Origin of the sequence: Actinomadura rifamycini DSM 43936 (genome assembly GCF_000425065.1) — a bacterium.
Classification (GTDB): Bacteria; Actinomycetota; Actinomycetes; order Streptosporangiales; family Streptosporangiaceae; genus Spirillospora; species Spirillospora rifamycini.
The window spans coordinates 150,460-169,644 of sequence record NZ_AULB01000014.1; the positions used below are offsets into that span (position 1 = coordinate 150,460).

Annotated in this window: 14 protein-coding genes; 4 read left to right on the forward strand and 10 right to left on the reverse strand. The window is 74.0% G+C overall.

The window, feature by feature from the left end; genetic code table 11:
- Positions 1-10: 10 nt before the first annotated feature.
- From H505_RS0114890 to H505_RS0114915, 6 genes are all read right to left on the reverse strand, one after another.
- Positions 11-3,460 carry a bifunctional glycosyltransferase/CDP-glycerol:glycerophosphate glycerophosphotransferase gene (locus H505_RS0114890; protein ID WP_026402646.1) on the reverse strand — a complete coding sequence of 1,150 codons (3,450 nt, stop codon included), beginning with the start codon at positions 3,458-3,460 and terminating at the stop codon, positions 11-13.
- A gap of 171 nt (positions 3,461-3,631) precedes the next feature.
- Positions 3,632-4,567 carry a LysR substrate-binding domain-containing protein gene (locus tag H505_RS0114895; protein ID WP_026402647.1) on the reverse strand — a complete coding sequence of 312 codons (936 nt, stop codon included), beginning with the start codon at positions 4,565-4,567 and terminating at the stop codon, positions 3,632-3,634.
- 165 nt (positions 4,568-4,732) lie between these two features.
- Positions 4,733-5,467 carry an SDR family NAD(P)-dependent oxidoreductase gene (locus H505_RS0114900; protein ID WP_034518016.1) on the reverse strand — a complete coding sequence of 245 codons (735 nt, stop codon included), beginning with the start codon at positions 5,465-5,467 and terminating at the stop codon, positions 4,733-4,735.
- A gap of 13 nt (positions 5,468-5,480) precedes the next feature.
- Positions 5,481-6,266, reverse strand: a complete 786-nt coding sequence (locus tag H505_RS41905) for an AraC family transcriptional regulator (protein ID WP_034517956.1) — start codon at positions 6,264-6,266, stop codon at positions 5,481-5,483.
- Between the two features lie 10 nt (positions 6,267-6,276).
- A complete protein-coding gene (locus tag H505_RS47660) occupies positions 6,277-7,911 on the reverse strand; it encodes a serine/threonine-protein kinase (protein WP_245592524.1) in 1,635 nt (544 codons plus the stop codon).
- A 98-nt stretch (positions 7,912-8,009) separates the two neighbouring features.
- The gene (locus H505_RS0114915) at positions 8,010-8,615 is read right to left on the reverse strand and encodes a TetR/AcrR family transcriptional regulator (protein WP_026402649.1); all 606 of its coding nucleotides are present in this window, start codon (positions 8,613-8,615) and stop codon (positions 8,010-8,012) included.
- Positions 8,616-8,726: 111 nt separating this feature from the next.
- Here H505_RS0114915 and H505_RS50595 point away from each other — a divergent pair, with 111 nt between their 5' ends.
- The 3 genes from H505_RS50595 to H505_RS52375 are packed head-to-tail and all read left to right on the forward strand — an operon-like array spanning position 8,727 to position 13,158.
- A complete protein-coding gene (locus tag H505_RS50595) occupies positions 8,727-9,164 on the forward strand; it encodes a nuclear transport factor 2 family protein (RefSeq protein WP_051300695.1) in 438 nt (145 codons plus the stop codon).
- 36 nt (positions 9,165-9,200) lie between these two features.
- Positions 9,201-10,220 carry a CaiB/BaiF CoA transferase family protein gene (locus H505_RS41920; RefSeq protein WP_169528827.1) on the forward strand — a complete coding sequence of 340 codons (1,020 nt, stop codon included), beginning with the start codon at positions 9,201-9,203 and terminating at the stop codon, positions 10,218-10,220.
- Positions 10,221-10,263: 43 nt separating this feature from the next.
- Entirely contained in the window at positions 10,264-13,158 is a 2,895-nt protein-coding gene (locus H505_RS52375; protein ID WP_281173444.1) for a helix-turn-helix transcriptional regulator, read from the forward strand.
- 30 nt (positions 13,159-13,188) lie between these two features.
- On the opposite strand, the gene H505_RS0114935 is transcribed toward H505_RS52375, so the two are convergent.
- Both H505_RS0114935 and H505_RS0114940 read right to left on the reverse strand, forming a co-directional pair.
- Positions 13,189-14,010 carry a class I SAM-dependent methyltransferase gene (locus tag H505_RS0114935; RefSeq protein ID WP_084550262.1) on the reverse strand — a complete coding sequence of 274 codons (822 nt, stop codon included), beginning with the start codon at positions 14,008-14,010 and terminating at the stop codon, positions 13,189-13,191.
- Between the two features lie 135 nt (positions 14,011-14,145).
- Entirely contained in the window at positions 14,146-16,104 is a 1,959-nt protein-coding gene (locus H505_RS0114940) for an acyl-CoA dehydrogenase family protein (RefSeq protein WP_026402652.1), read from the reverse strand.
- Between the two features lie 174 nt (positions 16,105-16,278).
- On the opposite strand from H505_RS0114940, the gene H505_RS0114945 reads away from it, so the two are divergent.
- The gene (locus H505_RS0114945) at positions 16,279-17,040 is read left to right on the forward strand and encodes an IclR family transcriptional regulator (protein ID WP_026402653.1); all 762 of its coding nucleotides are present in this window, start codon (positions 16,279-16,281) and stop codon (positions 17,038-17,040) included.
- 17 nt (positions 17,041-17,057) lie between these two features.
- Here H505_RS0114945 and H505_RS0114950 read toward each other — a convergent pair whose 3' ends face one another.
- Both H505_RS0114950 and H505_RS0114955 read right to left on the reverse strand, forming a co-directional pair.
- Positions 17,058-17,852 (reverse strand): enoyl-CoA hydratase/isomerase family protein, encoded by a 795-nt coding sequence (locus tag H505_RS0114950; RefSeq protein WP_026402654.1) that lies wholly within the window; start codon positions 17,850-17,852, stop codon positions 17,058-17,060.
- Positions 17,853-18,001: 149 nt separating this feature from the next.
- The gene (locus H505_RS0114955) at positions 18,002-19,135 is read right to left on the reverse strand and encodes an acetyl-CoA C-acetyltransferase (RefSeq protein ID WP_026402655.1); all 1,134 of its coding nucleotides are present in this window, start codon (positions 19,133-19,135) and stop codon (positions 18,002-18,004) included.
- Between the last annotated feature and the right edge of the window lie 50 nt (positions 19,136-19,185).

Consider the following 19,185-nt stretch of genomic DNA (forward strand, 5'->3'; position numbering starts at 1 on the left):
GGTCGGTGGTTCAGTGGGCGGGCTTGCTGAGGACGCGGTCGAGGACCCGGGAGGCGGCGCGGCCGTCGTCGTGCGGGCAGTACCGGGCGGCGAACGCGGCGCGGGCGGCCCGGTACCCGGCGTCCAGCGCGGCCGGCTCGCCGAGGGCGTCCACGACGTCCTGCGCGGTGGGCAGCAGCGGCCCGGGGGCCTCCGCCTCGAAGTCGAAGTAGAAGCCGCGCACGTGGTCGCGGTACCGCTCCAGGTCGTAGGTGAAGAACGCCATCGGGCGGCCGGTGACGGCGAAGTCGAACATGGACGACGAGTAGTCGGTGACGAGGACGTCGCTGATCAGGTACAGCTCGGAGATGTCCGGGTACACCGAGACGTCGATGACGCAGTCGCCCGGCGTCCACTTCGGGCGGTCCGTCACCAGGTAGTGGGTGCGGAGCAGCAGCACGTGGTCGCGCCCCAGGGCCCGCCGGAAGCGGTCCACGTCGAACTCCAGGCGGAACGCGCGCTTGCCGACGGCGAGGTGGAAGTCGTCCCGCCAGGTCGGCGCGTACAGGACGACGCGCTTGCCCTTCGGGATGCCGAGCCGGCGCCGGACGGCCGCCGCGATGTCGTCCCGGTGCGGGCTGCTCAGGATGTCGTTGCGCGGATAGCCGCTCTCCAGGACCTCGCCGTCGTACCCGAACGCGCGCCGGAACAGCGGCACGGAGAACTCGTTCTGCGACAGCAGCAGATCCCAGCGCGGGACGTCGTGCTCCATCCAGTCGACGCCCTCGGTCCGCTTGAACGGCATCTCCTTGACGTCGTAGCCCAGTTTTTTCAGCGGCGTGCCGTGCCAGCACTGCACGTACGTCTGGTCCTCGCGCTTGACGAACCACGGCTGCTGGGACCAGTTCCCGAAGATGTACCGCGCGCGCGCCAGCGCCTCGTAGTACTCGCGTGTCCCGGACAGGACGACGCGCGCACCCGGGGGCCGTCCGAACTGGCCGTTCGCCGTCACCCAGACGCACTCGACGTCGGTGCCCCTGCGGCGCAGCTCGTCGTAGATGCCGCGCGGATTGCAGGAGTACTGGCGTCCCCGGTAGGCGTCGAACACCGCGAGCTCCCGCGCGGGCAGGTTCAGGTGGCGGCGGTAGTGCCCGGACCGCAACCGCCGCTGCGCGTACTCGCCGCGCTCGTCCTCGTCCAGCGCGGTCTCCACGCGGAACTGCAGCCGGTCGGTCCTGACCGCGCGGACGGTCACCCGGTGCAGGCCCGTCTCGTGCGGGTCGGGCAGGTCGCGCAGGGCGTGCCGGCGGACGACCACGGCCCGTTCGCCGTCGCCGGCCTCCACGAGGACGTCCCAGCGCCCCGGGACCAGCGGGCGCGACAGCCCCAGCAGCGGCATCCGGGCCGGCGCGAACGACGCGGTGAACCGGCCGTCCTCCCAGCGCAGCGGCACCCGGTGCTCCTCGCACGACCGCCGCCGCCGCAGCACCAGCGCGTCCGCGCGGCCCGCCGGGTCCGGGCAGCCGCCGTGCAGGGTGACGACGCCGTCGGGCGCCCAGGTCACCCGCTCGACCACCGGCACCGGTTCGCGGACCACGATCCGCAGCGCGCTCCGCCGCGTCCGCGCGATCTCCAGCTCGCCGCCCGGCACCCCGAACGCCGCGCCCGCCGCCTGCCGCGTGACGTGCGGCCGGGCGCCGCCCGGCAGCGCGACGTCCCAGTCCCCCGGGCGTCCGGCGAGCTCGCCGATCGGCAGCCGGACGCGGAACCCGCGGCCGTCCCGCCCGGCGTCCAGCACGCCCGCCACCGTCTCCCGGGTGCCCCTCGCGGTCGCGGTGACCCGCGCGTCCTCGCCGAACGGCTCGTGGCTCCAGCCGTCCAGCACCAGCTCGCCGCCCGCCGCGCGGCACCCGGTGATCGCCGCGGGCGTCCGCCGCACCTGGACGACGAACCGGTGCTTGCCCGCGACGCCCTGCACCCGCACGCCGGGCACGCACTCCAGGTCGTCCGGCCACAGCCGCCGCGTCTGCGCCGGGTTCGCGAACGTGCGGCGCCGCCGGACGCCCCGGCTGACGATCTCCACGCACGGGATCCAGTCGATGTCGCGCCATCGGCCGAAGATCCGCAGCTGGGACGGCTCGATCTCGGCGACGAACCCGGACCAGTCGTAGGACACCTCCGACTCCCGCGACCGCGCCGTCACGTCCGGGCGCCGCACCCGCCGGACCGGGACCTTCAGCAGCCCGCGCCGGTTCGCGGCGAGCAGCCACAGCCGGATCCGCGAGCCCTCCACGGTCGAGGAGTCCAGGTGCCGGATGAACGCGTGCCCCTCCAGCCGGAGCCGCCCGTCGACCCACGTCGCGCGGTCGATCGCGGCGACGGGCGCCAGCTCGTCGGTGACGTCGTACAGGTGCGCGGGCAGGCCCCGCGCCTCGTCCTCGAAGAACGGGTACTCGGCGAACCAGCGGTGCCGCAGCCCCCGCCGCACCCGCGGCGCGCTCCCCGGCCCGCCGAGCGCGACGAAGCGCAGCACCTCCTCCAGCTCCGGCAGCATCCGGTGCGCCAGCAGGTGCAGTTGCAGCCGCGACATCGCCGGGAGCCGCTTCAGCACCTTCGGCGCGATCCGCTCGGCCAGCGCGCCGCCCATCTCGACGAGCTCCGCGCGGCGGTCGTCGTCCGTCTTGGGGAGGGCCTCGAACAGCACCCGCAACTCGACGTCGACCAGCGCGTGCTCGTCGTAGGCGTTGAGGAGCTGCGGCGCGTACGAAGCGAGGCCGTCCCGCAGCGACCGCGCGGACCGCATCCGCTGGGAGATGTTGTCCCAGTCGTAGCGGTCCTCGGTGATGGAGCCCTGCCGCTTGCGCCACAGGTAAACGGTGTCCGGGAGAACGTCAACGGCCTTGGCCAGGGCGTGCGCCCGGACCGTCACAGGCGGATCCTCGTAGAAGCCTTCAGGGAACTCAAGGGCGGCGCCATCCCAGAACTCGCGCCGGTACACCTTGTTCCAGGGCGTCCGGTCGCGGATCAGAAGCGGCCGGGCGGACACGTGCGTCGACAGCTTCCGCTCCGCGAACACGCCGTCGTGCAATACCGACCGCCACGTGCGCTCCCCGTCCGTCCTCTCGACGTTCCCGCACGCCAGGTCCGACCCCGACCGCTCCAGCGCCCCGACCAGCCGCAGGTACGCGTCCGGCGCGACGACGTCGTCGGCGTCGGCGAACGCGAGGTACTTCCCCTTCGCCTGCCGGACGCCCGCGTTCCGCGCGGGCCCCGGGCCCTCCTGCTCGCGCGCGACCAGCCGGAACCGCCCGTCCCGCTCGCACATCTCCTTGGCGATCACCGCGCCGTTGTCGGTGGACCCGTCGTCCACCATGATCACTTCGAGGTCGCGGAACGACTGCCCGGCCAGCGACTCCAGGCACTCCCGCAGGTACTCCTCGGTGTTGTGGAACGGGACGACGACGCTCAACTTCGGGGACATGCGGCCTCCAGGTCGGGATGCGCGGGGCAGCCAGCGGGAAACCTCGCCTCACCGAGGATGGTGACGGGACGCGACGGACCGAACACGCATCGCCATCACAAGGCCGTCACCTGACGCAGACTTGACCCGACCTGGCCCGTCCTTGGCGAACCCGTGACCCTCGCCCGGCGATCAGCCGGACGTCCGGAACCCGGGCGTACCGTCCTCGATCGCCGCCCGCACGCTCTCCGCGAGCGCCTCGAACTCCGCCGCCCGCGGCGACGTCGCCCGGTACCCCAGCCCGATCCGCCGGAACGGCGCCGGGTCCCGGAACCGGTGCAGCGCCAGGTTCGGTGCCCGCCGCGTCTCCACCGGCAGCGCCGACTCCGGCACCAGCGTCACGCCCAGCCCGCCCGACACGAGCTGCACCAGCGTGGCCAGGCTCGTCGCGTACGTGGCCGCCACGGCCCGCGCCCCGACCTCCCGGCAGACGTCCATCGCCTGGTCCCGCAGGCAGTGCCCCTCGTTGAGCAGCAGCACGTCCAGCTCGCCCAGGATCTCCCGCGCGACGCCCTCGCTCGGCGCTTCGACGTCCTGCGACACGGGGGCGACGAGCACGAAGTCCTCGTCGTACAGCGGAACCTCGCGCACCCCCGCCACCGGCGACGGCAGCGCCATCACCACCACGTCGAGCCGTCCCGCCAGCAGCTCCGCCACGATCTGGTCGGTCTGCTCCTCGTGCACCGACAGCTCCAGCTCGGGGAAGTCCTTCGCCAGCCGAGGCAGCACCACGGGCAGCAGGTAGGGGGCGACGGTCGGGATGACCCCGACCCGCAGCGGCCCGACCAGCGGCCCCCGCACCGCCTTGACGTCCTCGACCAGCCGGTCCAGCTCCGCGAGCACGAACTCGGCGCGCCGCGCGACCCGCTCCCCCGCGGGCGTCAGCATCACCTTCCGCGTCGTCCGCTCCACCAACCGGGTGTCGAGCGTCTCCTCCAGCGCGGCCACCGCCCCCGACAGCGCGGGCTGGCTCATCCGCAGCGCCGCCGCCGCATCCCGGAAATGCAGATGCTCGGCAAGCGCCACAAACGCCCTGAGCTGCGCCACCGTAGGCCGACCGATCCCCACGCGATGAACTTACCCGAGCCCTTGACAGGCCCCGCACGCCCCGCCCGTCCCAGGGGACTCCGCCGCGCGAACGCAGAAATATCGCGCGGACGCGAACCCGGCGGGCCCGTCCGGACATCGAACGACATGGTGGCCGTGGTCGATCGGGGGACCACGGCCGCCCTTTCAGACCAGCAGGCCGCCGGTCGCGCGCAGGTTCTGGCCGGTGATCCAGGCGGCGTCCGGGCCCGCGAGGAACGCGACGACGTTCGCGATGTCGTCCGGACGTCCGATGCGGCCGAGCGCGGTGAACGCCGCGACCTGCTCGGCGGTGCCGGGCGGGTTCGTCTCCCGGAACAGGTCGGTGTCGGTCGTGCCGGGCGAGACCGCGTTCACGGTGATGCCGCGCGGGCCGAACTCGCGGGCGGCGACGGCCGTGAGCTGCTCCAGCGCCGCCTTGCTCGCCGAGTACAGGGCGTGCCCGGGCGCGGGCACCACCGTGTTGAGCGTCGACACGTTGACGATCCGGCCCCCGTCCGGCATCAGCGGTTCGGCGCGCCGCATGGCGAGCAGCGGGTACTTGGCGTTCACCGTCATGACGCGGTCGAAATCCGCGCCGGACGTCTCGGCGATCGGCCGGTGCGGGTTGATCGCCGCGTTGTTGACGAGGATGTCGAGCCGCTCCCCGACCGGCTCGAACAGCGCGTCGATCGTCCCGGGGTCCTCCTGGTCGGCGCGCACCGCGACGGCCCGCCCGCCGAGCTCCCGGACGAGCGCCGCCGCGGCCTCCTCGTCCTCCCGGTAGCCGAACACCACGCGCGCGCCGTCCGCCGCGAGGCGCGCGACGACGGCCCGGCCGATGCCGCGCGAACCCCCGGTGACGAGGGCCGTCCTGTCCTTGAGCGTCCTGTCCTTGAGCATCACGGCCCGGACGCTAGCCCGCGGACGCCCGCCCGTCTTGAACGAACGCGAACAGTTCGGTCGGCGTGAGCCCGCTCATCGCCCGCACGTCCCGGCTGAAGTGCGGCTGGTCGGCGTACCCGCACGCGACCGCGGCCGCCGGGTCGCCGAGCACCTGCACGGCGCGCTGGAACCGGCCGATGCGCGCGACCGTCTTCGGCGGCACCCCGATGTGCCGCCGGAAGCCCGCCTGGAGGTGCCGGAGGCCGACGCCCAGCTCGCGCGCCGTCCCGCCCACCGTTCCGGCGTGCGCCTGCAGCCGCCACCACGCCCGCAGGACGAGCTCGTCCGGCCGGGCCCGCGACGGCGCGAGCCACGCCGACAGCCGCTCGTCGAGAACGTCGAACCGCTCGTCCCACCCGGACGCCTCCGCGAGCCGGTCCGCGAGCCGCGACACCCGGGGGCCGAACACGTCGGCGGGCGCGGCGACCGTCCCCACCAGGTCGCGGATCGGGAGGTCGCACAGCGCCGCGACGCCCGCCGGGGTGAGCCCGACCGTCACCCCGCGCCGCCACGCCGCCGCGCCCGACACCAGCGGCGTCCCGCGCGGGCCCGTGACCGCCGAGCACGTGCCGTCGAAGTCGATGATCAGTGCAGCGAGGTTGAGCGGCAGCACCCGCCGCCGCAGCGGCCCCGGCGGCGCGGCCGTGCGGAACCCCGAATACCCGACGACGTACGGGCGCAGCCGGGCGTGCGCCGCCCGCACCACGACCTCGCACGGGCCGGTGTCGTCCGCCAACACGGAGTGGACGTTTGCCATAGGCCCATGACTACCGTCCGAGTTGGGTTCCGATCCAGGCTCCCCGGGGGATCAGCTGGGTCGCGATCCAGGCCAGGAACACGATCCCGAGAAGGACCCCGGGAATCCAGTCCGGATACGGAAGCCCGCCCATGTACACGTCGATTTCCATGAACCAGCAGAAGATCTGCGGCCACGTGACCGCGACGATTCCTTCGACGATCACGGCGGTCCTCATCCACGGCGGGCTCGGCCCGCCGGCCACCGCCTCACCGAATGACGAACGGTTCAATCCGGCGAACGCGAACATGAGCGCGACGGTGCCCGTCAGCCAGCTGATCACCATGCCGTGGTAGGGCATCACCAGATCGCGGAACAAGGGATGTTTGAGAATGCTCGCTACGAGCGCGACATTGATCAGCGCCACGACACCCAGAACCCGCCCCGGTCGATGGACCATCGTCCACAGTCCGGCCGACAAGAAAGTCGACACCACGAGAATCAGCAGCAGGGCGGGCGGGTTCACCAACTCCCATCCCTGTATCTGGTCTTTGGCTTCCCACGGAATCAGCAGGCTGAGGGCAACAGTGATCCACACGCAGACGAGAGCACCCCGGACGGCGACCGGGTGCCCGCGATCGCTCTCTCGCGCGGGGCTCGGCCGCTCCCCTGCGGACGGGCCCGGAGAACGGGCACCGCCGGGGATGTCCCGAGGTGCGGCGCCCGGCCGCTCTCCTGCGGACGGGCCCCGCGCAGGTGCACCGCTGGGGACGGTTCGGGGCGCGACAACGGGTGGAACGGGTGAGGGGTCGACGCGGGTCGCGGCCTCACCGGACGGTCGTCCGGTGCGGGCGGCCGCAGCGCCGAGCAGCTCGCGGACTCGGGCCGCGGACGGCCGGTCGGCGGGGTTCTTGCTCAGCAGGCCGTCCAGCGCCCTCGCGAGGGGGCCGCCGCAGCGGGGCGGGTCCGGGGCGCGGGTGGCGATGGCGACGAACAGGGCGCCGTGGGTGGGGGCGGTGAACGGCGGGCGGCCCTCCACGGCCGCGTACAGGGTGGCGCCGAGCGACCACAGGTCCGACGCGGGGGCGACGTCCCCGCCCTCGACCTGCTCCGGGGACATGTACGCGGGCGTCCCCAGGATCGCGCCCGTGCGGGTGAGGGTGGCGTCGCCCTCGACCGCCGCGATACCGAAGTCGGTGAGCAGGACGCGCTCGCCCTCCAGCAGCACGTTGGCCGGTTTCACGTCGCGGTGGACGACGCCCTTCGCGTGGGCCGCTGTCAGGGCGTCCAGCATCGCGAGCCCGATCTCGGCGGCGCGCCGCGCGGGCAGGGCGCCGTCGTCGGCGAGGACGCGGTCGAGCGACCGGCCCCGCACCAGCTCCATGACGATCCAGGGGCGGCCGTCGTCGCCCCGCACCCGGTCGTAGACCGTGACGATGCCCGGATGCCGCAGCCGTGCCGCGGCCCGCGCCTCCCGCTCCATCCGCGCGTACCAGACGGCCCGTTCCTGCTCGCCGACCTGCTCGGGCACCCACAGTTCCTTGACCGCGACCTCCCGGTCGAGGTCGGTGTCGTGCGCGCGCCACACCGAGCCCATGCCGCCGCGCCCGATGCGGTCCAGCCTCCGGTACCGGCCCGCCAGCACACCTTCGCCGTCCCAGCTCACGATCACGAACCTAGTGCGCCCGCCCCACGCCGGAGAAGGGCTTTCCCCTATCTGGCGAACGCCCGCGTCTGTACGACTCGCGGACCCGGCGTCCGGCGCTAGGGAGCGGGGGCGCGGTGCAGGCCGACCGTGATCGCGGCGAGGGCCGCGCCGGCCTCGGCGCGGGCCCGGACGGCGTCCGGTGCGGCGCCCGCGGCCATGGCGGCCTCGCAGAGGGCGCTGAACAGGAGGCGGGTGAGCATCGGGGTGGGGGCGGGGACGAGTTCGCCGGCGGCGGCGAGGTCGTCGAGGAGGGTCTGGAGGGCGGGCAGGCCCATCTCCTCGTCCAGGCGGCGGCAGCGGTCGGCGCCCAGGGCCGCGGGCGCCTGCTGGAGCAGGGAGCGGTGCGCGGCGTCGGTGACGGTTCCGTCGAGGTAGGCGTCCAGCGCAGCGGTCAGGCGCGGCCACGGGTCCGGGTGCCGCACGGCCGCCGCCGTGACGTCCCGCACCAGGCGCTCCTGGCGGTCGCGGAAGACGGCCTCGAACAGGTGCGCCTTGTCGGTGAAGTGGTAGTAGACCGAGCCCTTGGCGACGCGGGCGGCGCGGGCGACGTCGTCGATCGTGGCGGCCGTGAAGCCCTGGTCGGCGAACAGCCGCGCGGCGGCGTTCAGCACCGCGTTCCTGGTGAGTTCGCGGTTCTCCGCCCGCCGGCTCTTGACGGTCATGCCCACCAAGATACAGTTTCCGACTATGAGTCAGTTTTCGACCAGCAGTCAGAAATCCGGGAGCGTCACCGACCGTCCGGACCGGCCCGGCGGCTTCCCGGCGGGCGCCCGGTGACGCCCGGCGACTTTCCCGCGGTCTTCGCCGCCGGGTGGGCGCTGCCGAAGCCCGAGGGCTTCCTCGACCACTTCCGCCCGCTCGTCCACGCCGAGGCGACGTTCGTCCAGCCGATGTTCGCGGACGCGCGCGGCCCCGCCGAGGTCGAGGGCATGTTCCGGCGGCTCTTCGCCCTCTTCCCCGACCTGCGCCTCACCGTCGTCCGGGAGGCGGTCGCGGACGACACCGTCTACATCGAGTCGCGGTGCCGGGCGTCCCTCGGGCGCGGGCCGGTCGAGTTCGCGGTGTGCGACCGGTTCACCGTCGCCGGCGGGACGATCCGGGCGCGCCGGTCGTTCTCGGACCCGCTTCCCGTGCTGCTCACCGGCCTGCGCCGCCCCTCCTCCTGGCCCCGGCTGGTCCGCAGCCGGTTCGGCGGGCCGCCCGGCCGCTGATACCGAACAAGCGCCCGCTTGCGTATGCTGCGGGGCATGGGACTGCTGGACGGCCTGCGGGTGCTGGATCTGTCGATGTGGCGGCCGGGGCCGTACGCGACGCAGCTCCTCGGACGGCTCGGCGCGGACGTCGTCAAGGTCGAGCCCCCGGGCGGGGAGCCGATGCGCGCGTTCCGCGACCACTTCGACGTCCTGAACCGGCACAAGCGGAGCGTCGAACTGGACCTGAAGAGCGCGGACGGGCTGGCGCGGTGCCTGGAGCTCGCGCGGGACGCGGAAGTGTTCGTCGAGGGGTTCCGGCCGGGCGTCGCCGACCGGCTCGGCGTCGGGTACGCGCGGCTGCGGGAGGCCGCGCCCGCGCTCGTGTACTGCTCGGTCTCCGGGTACGGGGCGGAGGGCCCGCTGGCCGACGTGCCGGGGCACGACGTCAACTACCGCGCCTACGCGGGGGCGCTGGCGCGGGACGCGACGTCGGCGGGCGCCGAACTGGCCGTCGCCGACATGGCCGCCGCGACGATGGCGGCGTTCGCGGTCACCGCCGCCGTGCTGAAGGCGCGGGAGACCGGCGTCGGCGAGCGGATCGACCTCGGGATGGCCGACGTGCTCGCCGACTGGGTCGAGACGTCGCCCGACATGTCCGGCGCCGACGCGCCCGTCCCGGGCTACGGCGTCTACCCCACCAAGGACGGACGGACGATCACGCTCGGCGTCGTCTCCGAGGACCGCCTGTGGGCCGCGACGTGCCGGGCCCTCGGGCTCGAACGGCACGCGGACGTCCCGTTCCTGCAGCGGTTCGAGCGGCTGGAGGAGCTCGACGGGGCGGTCGCGGACGCCGTCGCGGGACTCACGCGGGACGAGGCGGTGGCGCGGCTGTCGGCGGAGGGCGCGCCGGTCGCGCCCGTCCTCACCCGCGCCGAGATGCTCGCGCACGAGCACTTCCGGGCCCGCGGGATCGGGGACGGGCCGGTCCGGACGGCGAACCACGCGGGCCCGCCGCCGGGACGGGTTCCGGAACTGGACGAGCACCGCGGCGAGGGCTGGCGTCTCACGAAGTGAAATCCGTACGGATTCGTCCGATGTGTTTGGCATGCTGGAGCGCGTGAGCACGCGCGCGATGAGCCCGGTCCTGGTCGGGCGGACGGACGAGTTGCGCCGGCTGGAGGACGCTCTCGCCACGGCGCCCGGGGCGGTGCTCGTCGGCGGGGAGGCGGGCCTCGGCAAGACGCGGCTGATCCGGGAGTTCGCCGGGTGCGTGGCCGACCGGGCGCGGGTGCTGGTCGGCGGGTGCCTGGAGCTGGGCTCGGACGGCCTGCCGTTCGCGCCGTTCACCACCGTGCTGCGCGGGCTCGTCCGCGACATCGGCATCGACGGGGTCGCGGGGCTGGTGCCGCGCGGCGACACCGGCGCGCTGGCCCGGCTGCTGCCCGAGTTCGGCGAGCCCGAGCGGGACGAGGCGTCCGGCGAGGAGCGGGCCCGGCTGTTCGAGCTGGTGCTGACGCTGCTGGAGCGGCTCGCGGAGCGCACCCCGGTCGTGCTCGTCATCGAGGACGCCCACTGGGCGGACCGTTCCACCCGCGACCTGCTCGCCTTCCTGACCCGCAACCTCGGCACCGCGCCCGTCCTCATCGTGGTGACCTACCGGACGGACGCGCTGACCCGCGGGCACCCGCTGCGGACGCTGCTCGCGGGCCTGGAGCGGGCCGAGCGGGTGCGCCGGCTGGACCCCGCGCGGCTGACCCGCACGGAGACGGCCGCGCTGGTCACCGCGCTGCTGGGCGACGAGCCGCCGGCGGGGCTGGTGGAGCGGATCGTCGAGCGCAGCGAGGGCAACCCGCTGTTCATCGAGGCGCTGCTCGACGACGACGGCACGCTGGCGTCCGAGCTGCCCGAGTCGCTGCGCGACCTGCTGCTGGCGGGGGTGCAGCGGCTGCCGGAGGAGACGCAGGAGGTGCTGCGGGACGCCAGCGGCGGCGGCACCCGCATCGAGCACGCGCTGCTCGCGGCGGTGTCCGGGCTGGACGACGCCGCGCTGACCCGCACGCTGCGCCCGGCGGTCGCCGCGAACGTCCTCGTCGTCGACGGGGACGGCTACGCGTTCCGGCACGCGCTGATCCGCGAAGCTGTCCACGACGACCTGCTGCCCGGCGAGCACACGCGGCTGCACACCCGGTACGCGGAGGCGCTGGAGAACGATCCGGCGCTGGTGCCGGACGGGCGGCTGTGGGTGGAGCTGAGCCACCACTGGAAGTCCGCGCACAACGCCGTCTGGGCGCTCGTCGCGTCGTGGCGGGCGGCGGGGTTCGCGCGCAAGGCGCTCGCGTACGCGGAGTGCCTGGCGATGCTGTCGCGCGTGATGGAGCTGTGGGAGCTGGTCCCGGACGCGTCCGAGCGCATCGGCGCCGACCTGGTGCGGGTCCTCGAGAAGGCCGCGCGGACCGCCGACCTGGCGGGCGAGTACGAGAAGGGCATCAAGCTGGTGTCCGCGGCGCTGCGCGAGATCGGCGACGGGGACGACGACCCGGACGTCCGGGAGCGGCGGGCGGAGCTGCTCGCGCTGCGGGGCCGGATGCGGTACCAGACGGCCCGCACCGGGTTCATCGAGGACGTCCGGGCCGCCGCGGAGGCGCTGCAGTCCGGCCGGCGCACCGTGCTGCGCGCCCGCGTCCTGTCCACGCTCGCGACCTACATGCGCTTCACGACGAACATCGACGAGTCGCGGGCCGCGGCGGCCGAGGCGTACGCGATCGCGCGGGAGCTGCACGACCCGGCGGCGGAGTCGCACGCGCTGTGCACGCTGTTCTGCACCGACATCGACTACGGCGACGGCTCGATGCTCGACGAGATCGCCGAGGTCACGGCCCGCAGCGGCGACCACGCCGCGCTGATGCGGCACGCGGTGCTCCGGTCGCACTTCCTGGAGGGCGCCGGGCTGCACGAGGAGGCCGCGGAGGTCGCGCGGCTCGGGAAGGAGACCGCCAGCCGGTTCGGGCTCGCCCGCACCGACGGGACGTTCCTGTGCATCAACGAGGCGGAGCCGCTCCTCTCCCTCGGCCGGTGGGACGAGGCGGTCACCGTGATGGAGCAGGCGATGGCGCAGGAGCCGTCCGCCACGACCCGCACGGGGCTGCTCGTCATGTCGGGCGAGATCGCGCTGTTCCGCGGCGAGCCGGAGAACGCGCGGGAGCTGCTGGAGCGCGCGAGCCAGGTGGTGAACGTGCAGGCGGCGTGGCTGAAGACACAGGACTACTTCTCCACCCAGCGGCTCCGGACGCGGCTCGCGCTGGCCGACGGCGACCCGGCCGCCGCGCTGGACGCCGTCCGCGGGGTGCTGGAGCGGCCGGGCCTGCCGGACGACGCGCGGTACGCGTGGCCGGTGCTGGTGCTGGGCGCCACCGCCTGCGCCGAGGCCGGCCCGGACGCCGACGGCGACCTCGCGCGCATCGAGGAGCGCGCGGCGGCGCTGCCGGTCCGCGGCCGGCTGCAGCAGGCGCACCGGCTGACGTTCGACGCCGAGCTGGCCCGCGCCCGCGGCGTCCTCGATCCGGCCGCGTGGGACGGCGCCGCCGCCGCGTGGGAGCGGATCGGCGAACCGTTCCCGCGCGCGGGCGCGCTGCTGCGGGCGGCCGAGGCCGCGCTGTCCGCGGGCGACCACGACGCGGCGTCCGACCGGCTGGGCACGGCCGCGGACCTCGCCGCCGGGCTGCGCGCCGAGGCGCTCGCCGGGCGCATCGCCGACCTGCGGCGCCGCACCCGGAGCCCGCAGCGCGCCGGGACGGCGCCGCTCGGGCTGACGCCCCGCGAGTTCGAGGTGCTGCGGCTCGTCGCCGAGGGCCGCAGCAACCGCGACATCGCCGAGGCGCTGTTCATCTCCGCGAAGACGGCGAGCGTGCACGTCTCGAACATCCTCGGCAAGCTCGGCGTCGCCAGCCGCGGCGAGGCCGCCGCGACCGCGCACCGGCTCTCCCTGTTCCGGGAGGCCGGCGCGGCGCGGTGACGGCTCCGGGACGGCTCCCGGGGGCGGCTGCTACTCGGGGACGCGCGCCACGCAGAGCACCGTCTGCCCGAACGGCGGCTTGACGAACCGCTCGATCGTGCGGGTGAACGGCACGACCGTCCGGTCGTAGATCTTCACCAGCCGGGGGTCGGGGTAGCCGGCGCCGCCGCGCCGCACCGCGAACCACCAGGCGATGCCGCCGAGGAAGTTGATCGGCTTGAGGACCTCGGGGACGAGCCCCGCCTCGCGCACCGACTTCTCCAGCGTCGTCGGGGTGTACCGGGTGACGTGCCCGACCTTGCGGTCGAAGTCGCCGTAGAGCTGCATGTACCCGGGGACCCAGATGACGATCCGGCCGCCGGGGAGGGTCACGGCGGCGAGGTCGCGCAGCGCCTGGACGTCGTCCTTGATGTGCTCCAGGACGTTCATCATCACGACGGTGTCGACCTTCTGCCGGATCTCGATGTCGGCCGGCAGCGCCAGGTCGATGACCTCGACGTCGTCGTTGCCCTCGTAGCGCTTGCGCAGCTCACCGACGCAGTAGGGGTCGTTGTCGCTGACGACGAGGTAGTCGAGCCGGCCCGCGAACTGCTCGGAGAAGTGCCCGAGCCCGGACCCCACCTCCAGCATGGAGCGGCCCACGTGCGGCGCGACGGTGTCGTACTCGTACTTGCGGTAGTTGCGGGCCTCATCCCCGCCGAGGTGGTTCTCCAGCGCCCCCTCGCCGGCGGCGGGCTGGACGACGTCGCCGTCCCGTGCCGGCGGCGGCGCCGCGGGCGACCGCTTCGGGCCGCTGCCGATCAGGTTGAGGAGGGTTCCGGCAATGGACTTCTTCTGACCAGGTTGCTGCATACTTCCCGCTCGCTGGGTGCGTTCGCCGTAACGGCTGTCGTTTCGCCGGATCCTGGGACCTGCTCCGCAACGGGAGGGCCTGATCTCGGGCGCGAATTCCGGTCAGTGTATCGACACCAAACGTGGCCGCGCGTCCTAGACGTGCCGGTGGACGGACTCGGCGCCGCTGGGGCCCGGCTCGGACGGGGCGATCCACGGCCCCGGGATGGACGGGTCGAGGACGCCTTCCTCGACCCACGTGAACGCGCCGTCGAGCACGGCCCGCGCGAGCCGCACGTCCGGTGCGTCCGTGTTGCGCCACAGTCCGTCGAACAGCCCCTCCACCCGCACCCGGGACTGCTTGCAGAAGGCGTCCGCGAGCAGGAGCGCCGACTTGCCGGGGCCGCGCCCGTTCGCGTTCGCGCCGCCGTCCTGCAGCGGCCCCTTGCCGGACGCGTCGGCGTGCGCGCGCACACAGACGGCGCTCATCGCGTACAGTTCGGCGCCGATGTCGACCATTCGCCCGAGGAAGCCCTGCTTGCGTTCCAGGCCGCCCTGCCACCGGCCCGCCGCGTAGAAGACCGACCGGGCCAGCTTGCGGGACGCGCGCTCCACGTACCGCAGGTGCTTGGCGAGCGGGCCGAACTCCGCGTACGAGCCGGGCCGCCGCCCCGGGCCCGTGACGAGCGTCGGCAGCCAGCGCGCGTAGAACCCGCCGGCCCGCGCCGCCGCCCGCGCCTTGTCCCCCGCCGACGCGTCGGGGTCGATGATGTCGCCGGCCACCGACAGGTGCGCGTCGACCGCCTCCCGCGCGATCAGCAGGTGCATGATCTCGCTGGAGCCCTCGAAGATCCGGTTGATGCGCACGTCGCGGAGCATCTGCTCGGCCGGGACGCCCCGCTCGCCGCGCGCCGCGAGCGACGCGGCCGTCTCGTAGCCGCGGCCGCCGCGCACCTGCACCAGCTCGTCCGCCACCCGGCACGCCATCTCCGACGACCACAGCTTCGCGAGCGCCGCCTCGATCCGGATGTCGTTGCGCGCGTCGTCCGCCAGCCGGGCCGACAGGTCGTGCACGGCCTCCATCGCGTACGCCGTCGCCGCGATGAACGCCACCTTGCGGGCGACCGCCTCGTGCCGCCCCACGGGGCGGCCCCACTGCACCCGCTCCGCCGACCACTCCCGGGCGATCTTCACCGCCCACTTGCCGTTCGCCGCGCACATCGCCGGCAGCGACAGCCGTCCGGTGTTGAGGGTCGCCAGCGCGATCTTCAGCCCGGCGCCCTCCTTCCCGATCATGTTCGCCTTCGGGACGCGCACGTCGTGGAAGCGCGTCACGCCGTTCTCGATGCCGCGCAGCCCCATGAACGCGTTCCGGTTCTCGACCGTGATGCCGGGAGTGTCCATGTCGACGACGAACGCGGAGATCCCGCCCCGGTGCCCGTCCGACTCCGGGACCCGCGCCATCACCACGACGAGGTCCGCCACGACGCCGTTCGTCGTCCACAGCTTCACGCCGTTGAGGACGTAGTCGTCCCCGTCCGGGACGGCCGTCGCCCGCAGCCGCGCCGGGTCCGAGCCGACGTCGGGCTCGGTCAGCAGGAACGCCGTGATCCGCGTCGCGCAGCGCGGCAGCCACGCCTCCTTCTGCTCGTCCGTCCCGAACATCGCCACCGGCTGCGGGACGCCGATCGACTGGTGCGCCGACAGCAGCGCCCCGATCGCCGGGCTCACCGACCCCGCGACCATCAGCGCGCGCCCGTAGTGGAACTGGCCGAGTCCGAGCCCGCCGTACCGCTCGGGGACCTTCATCCCGAACGCCCCGAGGTCGCGCAGGCCCCGCAGCGTCTCGTCCGGGATGCGGGCGTCCCGCTCGATCCGCGCCGGATCGACCTCGTTCTGGCAGAACTCCGTGAGCTTCGCCAGGAACGCGTCGCCCCGCGCCCGGTCGTCCGCGCCGGGACGCGGATGCGGATGCACGAGGTCGAGCCGGAACTCGCCGAGGAACAGCCGCCTGCCGAAGCTCGGCAGCCGCCATTCCGCCTCCCGCGCCTCCTCCGCCGCCTTCCGCGCGGTCCGCTCGTCGACGTGCTCGTCCGTGCGCATCGGCTGACTCATGCCGGCTCCTCGACCTGACCCGTCCGTCCCCTTGGGTGCTCACTCCCCGGATCCGGCCGGAGTACTCCCTTTCCGCAGGTCGCCGCGGCCGTCGGCGCGGCGCCGCGCGATCTTCCTTGACGGGTCTCGGCAAAGCCCTTGACCGGCCTCGGCGGGCAGGGTTCGCTTTGCGTGATGGACGAGACACGCGGACCCACACTCATCGCCTCGGTGCAGCGTGCTCTGCATCTGATGGAGGCGGTGTCGTCGCACCCCAGCGGGGCGCCCGCCAAGCAGCTCGCCCGCGAGGCCGGTCTGCCCCTCGCCACCACCTACCACCTGCTGCGCACCCTCGCGCACGAGGGCTACGCGACCCGGCTGTCGGACGGCGTCTGGGTGCTCGGCGAGCGCGTCGCCAGCCTGCACGGCAAGAGCCGGGCGCAGCAGCTCCTCGCCCGCATCCGCCCCGCCCTCGTCGCGCTGCGGGACGAGCTCGGCGCCGCGGCGTACTTCGCCATGCACGTCGACGGCGAGATCCGGCTCATCGACATCGTCGACGGCCCCCGCACGCCCCGCGTCGACGTCTGGGTGGGCTTCGACGAGGCCCCGCACGCCACCGCGCTCGGCAAGTGCCTGATCGCCCAGCTCGACGAGGACCGCCGCCGCGACTACCTCGACCGGCACCGGCTCGCCGACCTCACCCCGCACACGATCACCGAGCCGCACCGGCTGCTCCGCACGCTGCGCTCGTCCACCGGACTGTCCATCGACCGCGAGGAGTACGCGCTCGGCACCGGGTGCGTCGCGGTCCCGGTCACCGACGCGACCGGCACCGTCCGCGCGGCCCTCGCGCTCTCCTGCCGCCCCGCGAAGCTGCCCAAGATCGAGCGCGCCGCCGACCGGATGAAGGCGACCGCCGCCCGCCTCCAGCGGACGATCACCCTGCCGGTGCCCTGACGGGCCCGCCGGCCTCCCTAGCGGCCGCGGAAGTCGGGGGCGCGGTTCTCCAGGAACGCCGCGACGCCCTCCCGGGCGTCCTCGCTGCCCGCGAGCCGCACCAGCTCGCCCAGCAGGTGCTCCACCTGGTTCTCCAGCGGGCGGCCCTCGATCGCGAAGAACGCGTCGCGGCCCCGGCGCAGCCCGAGCGGGCTCTTCGCCGCGATCGTCCGCGCCAGGTCGTCCACCCGCGCGTCCAGCTCGTCCCGCGGCACCACCTCGGTGACGAGGCCGATCTCCCTGCCCTCCGCCGCGGTGATGCGGGCACCCGTGTAATACAGCTTGAACGCCTGCTTCGGGACGACGTTCCGGTTGATGATCGCCATGATCATCATCGGCCAGAGGCCCACGTTCACCTCGGGCGTCGCCAGCTTCACGTCGTCCGCCGCGACCACCAGGTCGCACGCCGCCGCGAGCCCGAGCCCGCCCGCCACCGCGTGCCCCGCCAGCCGCGCGATGATCGGCTTGCCGAGCTTCGGGAACGCGGTGAACAGCCGGAACGGCGCGCTCTCCCGGATCGCCGCGGGGTCCGCCACGGACCGTCCGTCCGCCTGCTGCGCGCCGAGCCCGCCGAGGTCCGCGCCCGCGCAGAACGCCCGGTCCCCCGCGCCCGTCAGGACGATCACGCGGACGTCGTCGTCGTGCTTCGCCCGCTCGAACGCGTCGAGCAGCCCGTCGATCATCCGGTCGCTGAGCGCGTTCCGCGCGTCCGGCCGGTTCAGCGTGATCCGCGCGACCCGCTCGCCGACCGTGTACAGCACCGTCTCGTCCATGTCCGCCTCACCGTCCGCACCGACTACGACTCCGACGCACCGAGGATCCCACCCGTCCCCGGAAGCGCGTGCGGCCCCGGCTCCGCGCCGTCGGGCGAGGAGTCGGGGCCGCACACAGGTGGCGTGCCGTCAGGCCGCCGATCCGCGGATCAGAGGCGCTCGATGATGGTGGCGTTGGCCTGTCCGCCGCCCTCGCACATCGTCTGCAGGCCGTAGCGGCCGCCGGTGCGCTCCAGCTCGTGCAGCAGCTTGGTCATCAGGACGCCGCCGGTGGCGCCCAGCGGGTGGCCGAGCGCGATGGCGCCGCCGTTGGGGTTGGTCTTCTCCAGGGACGCGCCGGTGTCGCGGGCCCACGCCAGCGGGACCGGGGCGAACGCCTCGTTGACCTCGAAGACGTCGATGTCGTCGATCTTGAGGCCGGCGCGGTCGAGGGCCTTCTCGGTCGCGGGGATCGGGCCGGTCAGCATGTAGACCGGGTCCGAGCCGGTGACGGCGAGGGTGTGGATGCGGGCGCGCGGGGTGAGGTTGTACCGCTTGACGGCGGCCTCGGACGCGATCATGACGGCGGACGAGCCGATGGAGATCTGCGACGCGACGGCGGCGGTGATGCGGCCGCCCTCCCGCAGCAGCTTCAGCTCGCCCATCTTCTCGAGGGTGGTGTCGGGGCGGGCGCCCTCGTCCTTGCCGAGGCCCGCGATGGGGGCGATCTCCCGGTCGAAGTAGCCGGCCTCGATCGCCTTGGCGGCGCGCTGGTGGCTCTCCAGCGCGAACTTCTCCAGGTCCTCGCGGCTGAGGTCCCACTTCTCGGCCATGAGCTCGGCGCCGCGGAACTGGGAGATCTCCTGCATGCCGTACCGCTCGGCCCAGCCCTCGCCGTAGGGGAAGTCCATCCCCTTGACGATGCTGGAGCCCATCGGGACCTTCGCCATCTGCTCGACGCCGGCGGCGACGACCAGGTCCTGGGTGCCGGACATGACGCCCTGGGCGGCGAAGTGGATCGCCTGCTGCGAGGACCCGCACTGCCGGTCGATGGTCACGCCGGGCACGCTCTCCGGCAGGCCCGCCGACAGCCACGCGGTGCGCGCGATGTCGAGCGCCTGCGGACCGACCTGCATGACGCAGCCCATGATCACGTCTTCCACCGCGGACGGGTCGGCCCCGGTGCGGTCGACGAGCTCCTTGAGCACGTGCGCCCCGAGGTCGGCGGGGTGCACGTCCTTGAGAGCGCCCTTCTTGGTGCCGACGGGGGTACGGACCGCGCCGACGATGTACGCCTCGGCCACTACGCCTCCAACTGTCTGGGTTCCGTCCCGAAACCGAGTGTGATTCGGTC

What these genes read in the sequence shown, in the direction of transcription:
- H505_RS41920 (WP_169528827.1), top strand. Translation starts at nt 9,201, where the DNA reads ATGGGACTGCTGGACGGCCTGCGGGTGCTGGATCTGTCGATGTGGCGG.
- H505_RS0114950 (WP_026402654.1), bottom strand. Translation starts at nt 17,852, where the DNA reads ATGGACGAGACGGTGCTGTACACGGTCGGCGAGCGGGTCGCGCGGATC.
- H505_RS0114890 (WP_026402646.1), bottom strand. Translation starts at nt 3,460, where the DNA reads ATGTCCCCGAAGTTGAGCGTCGTCGTCCCGTTCCACAACACCGAGGAG.
- H505_RS0114940 (WP_026402652.1), bottom strand. Translation starts at nt 16,104, where the DNA reads ATGAGTCAGCCGATGCGCACGGACGAGCACGTCGACGAGCGGACCGCG.
- H505_RS0114915 (WP_026402649.1), bottom strand. Translation starts at nt 8,615, where the DNA reads ATGACCGTCAAGAGCCGGCGGGCGGAGAACCGCGAACTCACCAGGAAC.
- H505_RS0114945 (WP_026402653.1), top strand. Translation starts at nt 16,279, where the DNA reads ATGGACGAGACACGCGGACCCACACTCATCGCCTCGGTGCAGCGTGCT.
- H505_RS0114900 (WP_034518016.1), bottom strand. Translation starts at nt 5,467, where the DNA reads ATGCTCAAGGACAGGACGCTCAAGGACAGGACGGCCCTCGTCACCGGG.
- H505_RS0114935 (WP_084550262.1), bottom strand. Translation starts at nt 14,010, where the DNA reads ATGCAGCAACCTGGTCAGAAGAAGTCCATTGCCGGAACCCTCCTCAAC.
- H505_RS41905 (WP_034517956.1), bottom strand. Translation starts at nt 6,266, where the DNA reads ATGGCAAACGTCCACTCCGTGTTGGCGGACGACACCGGCCCGTGCGAG.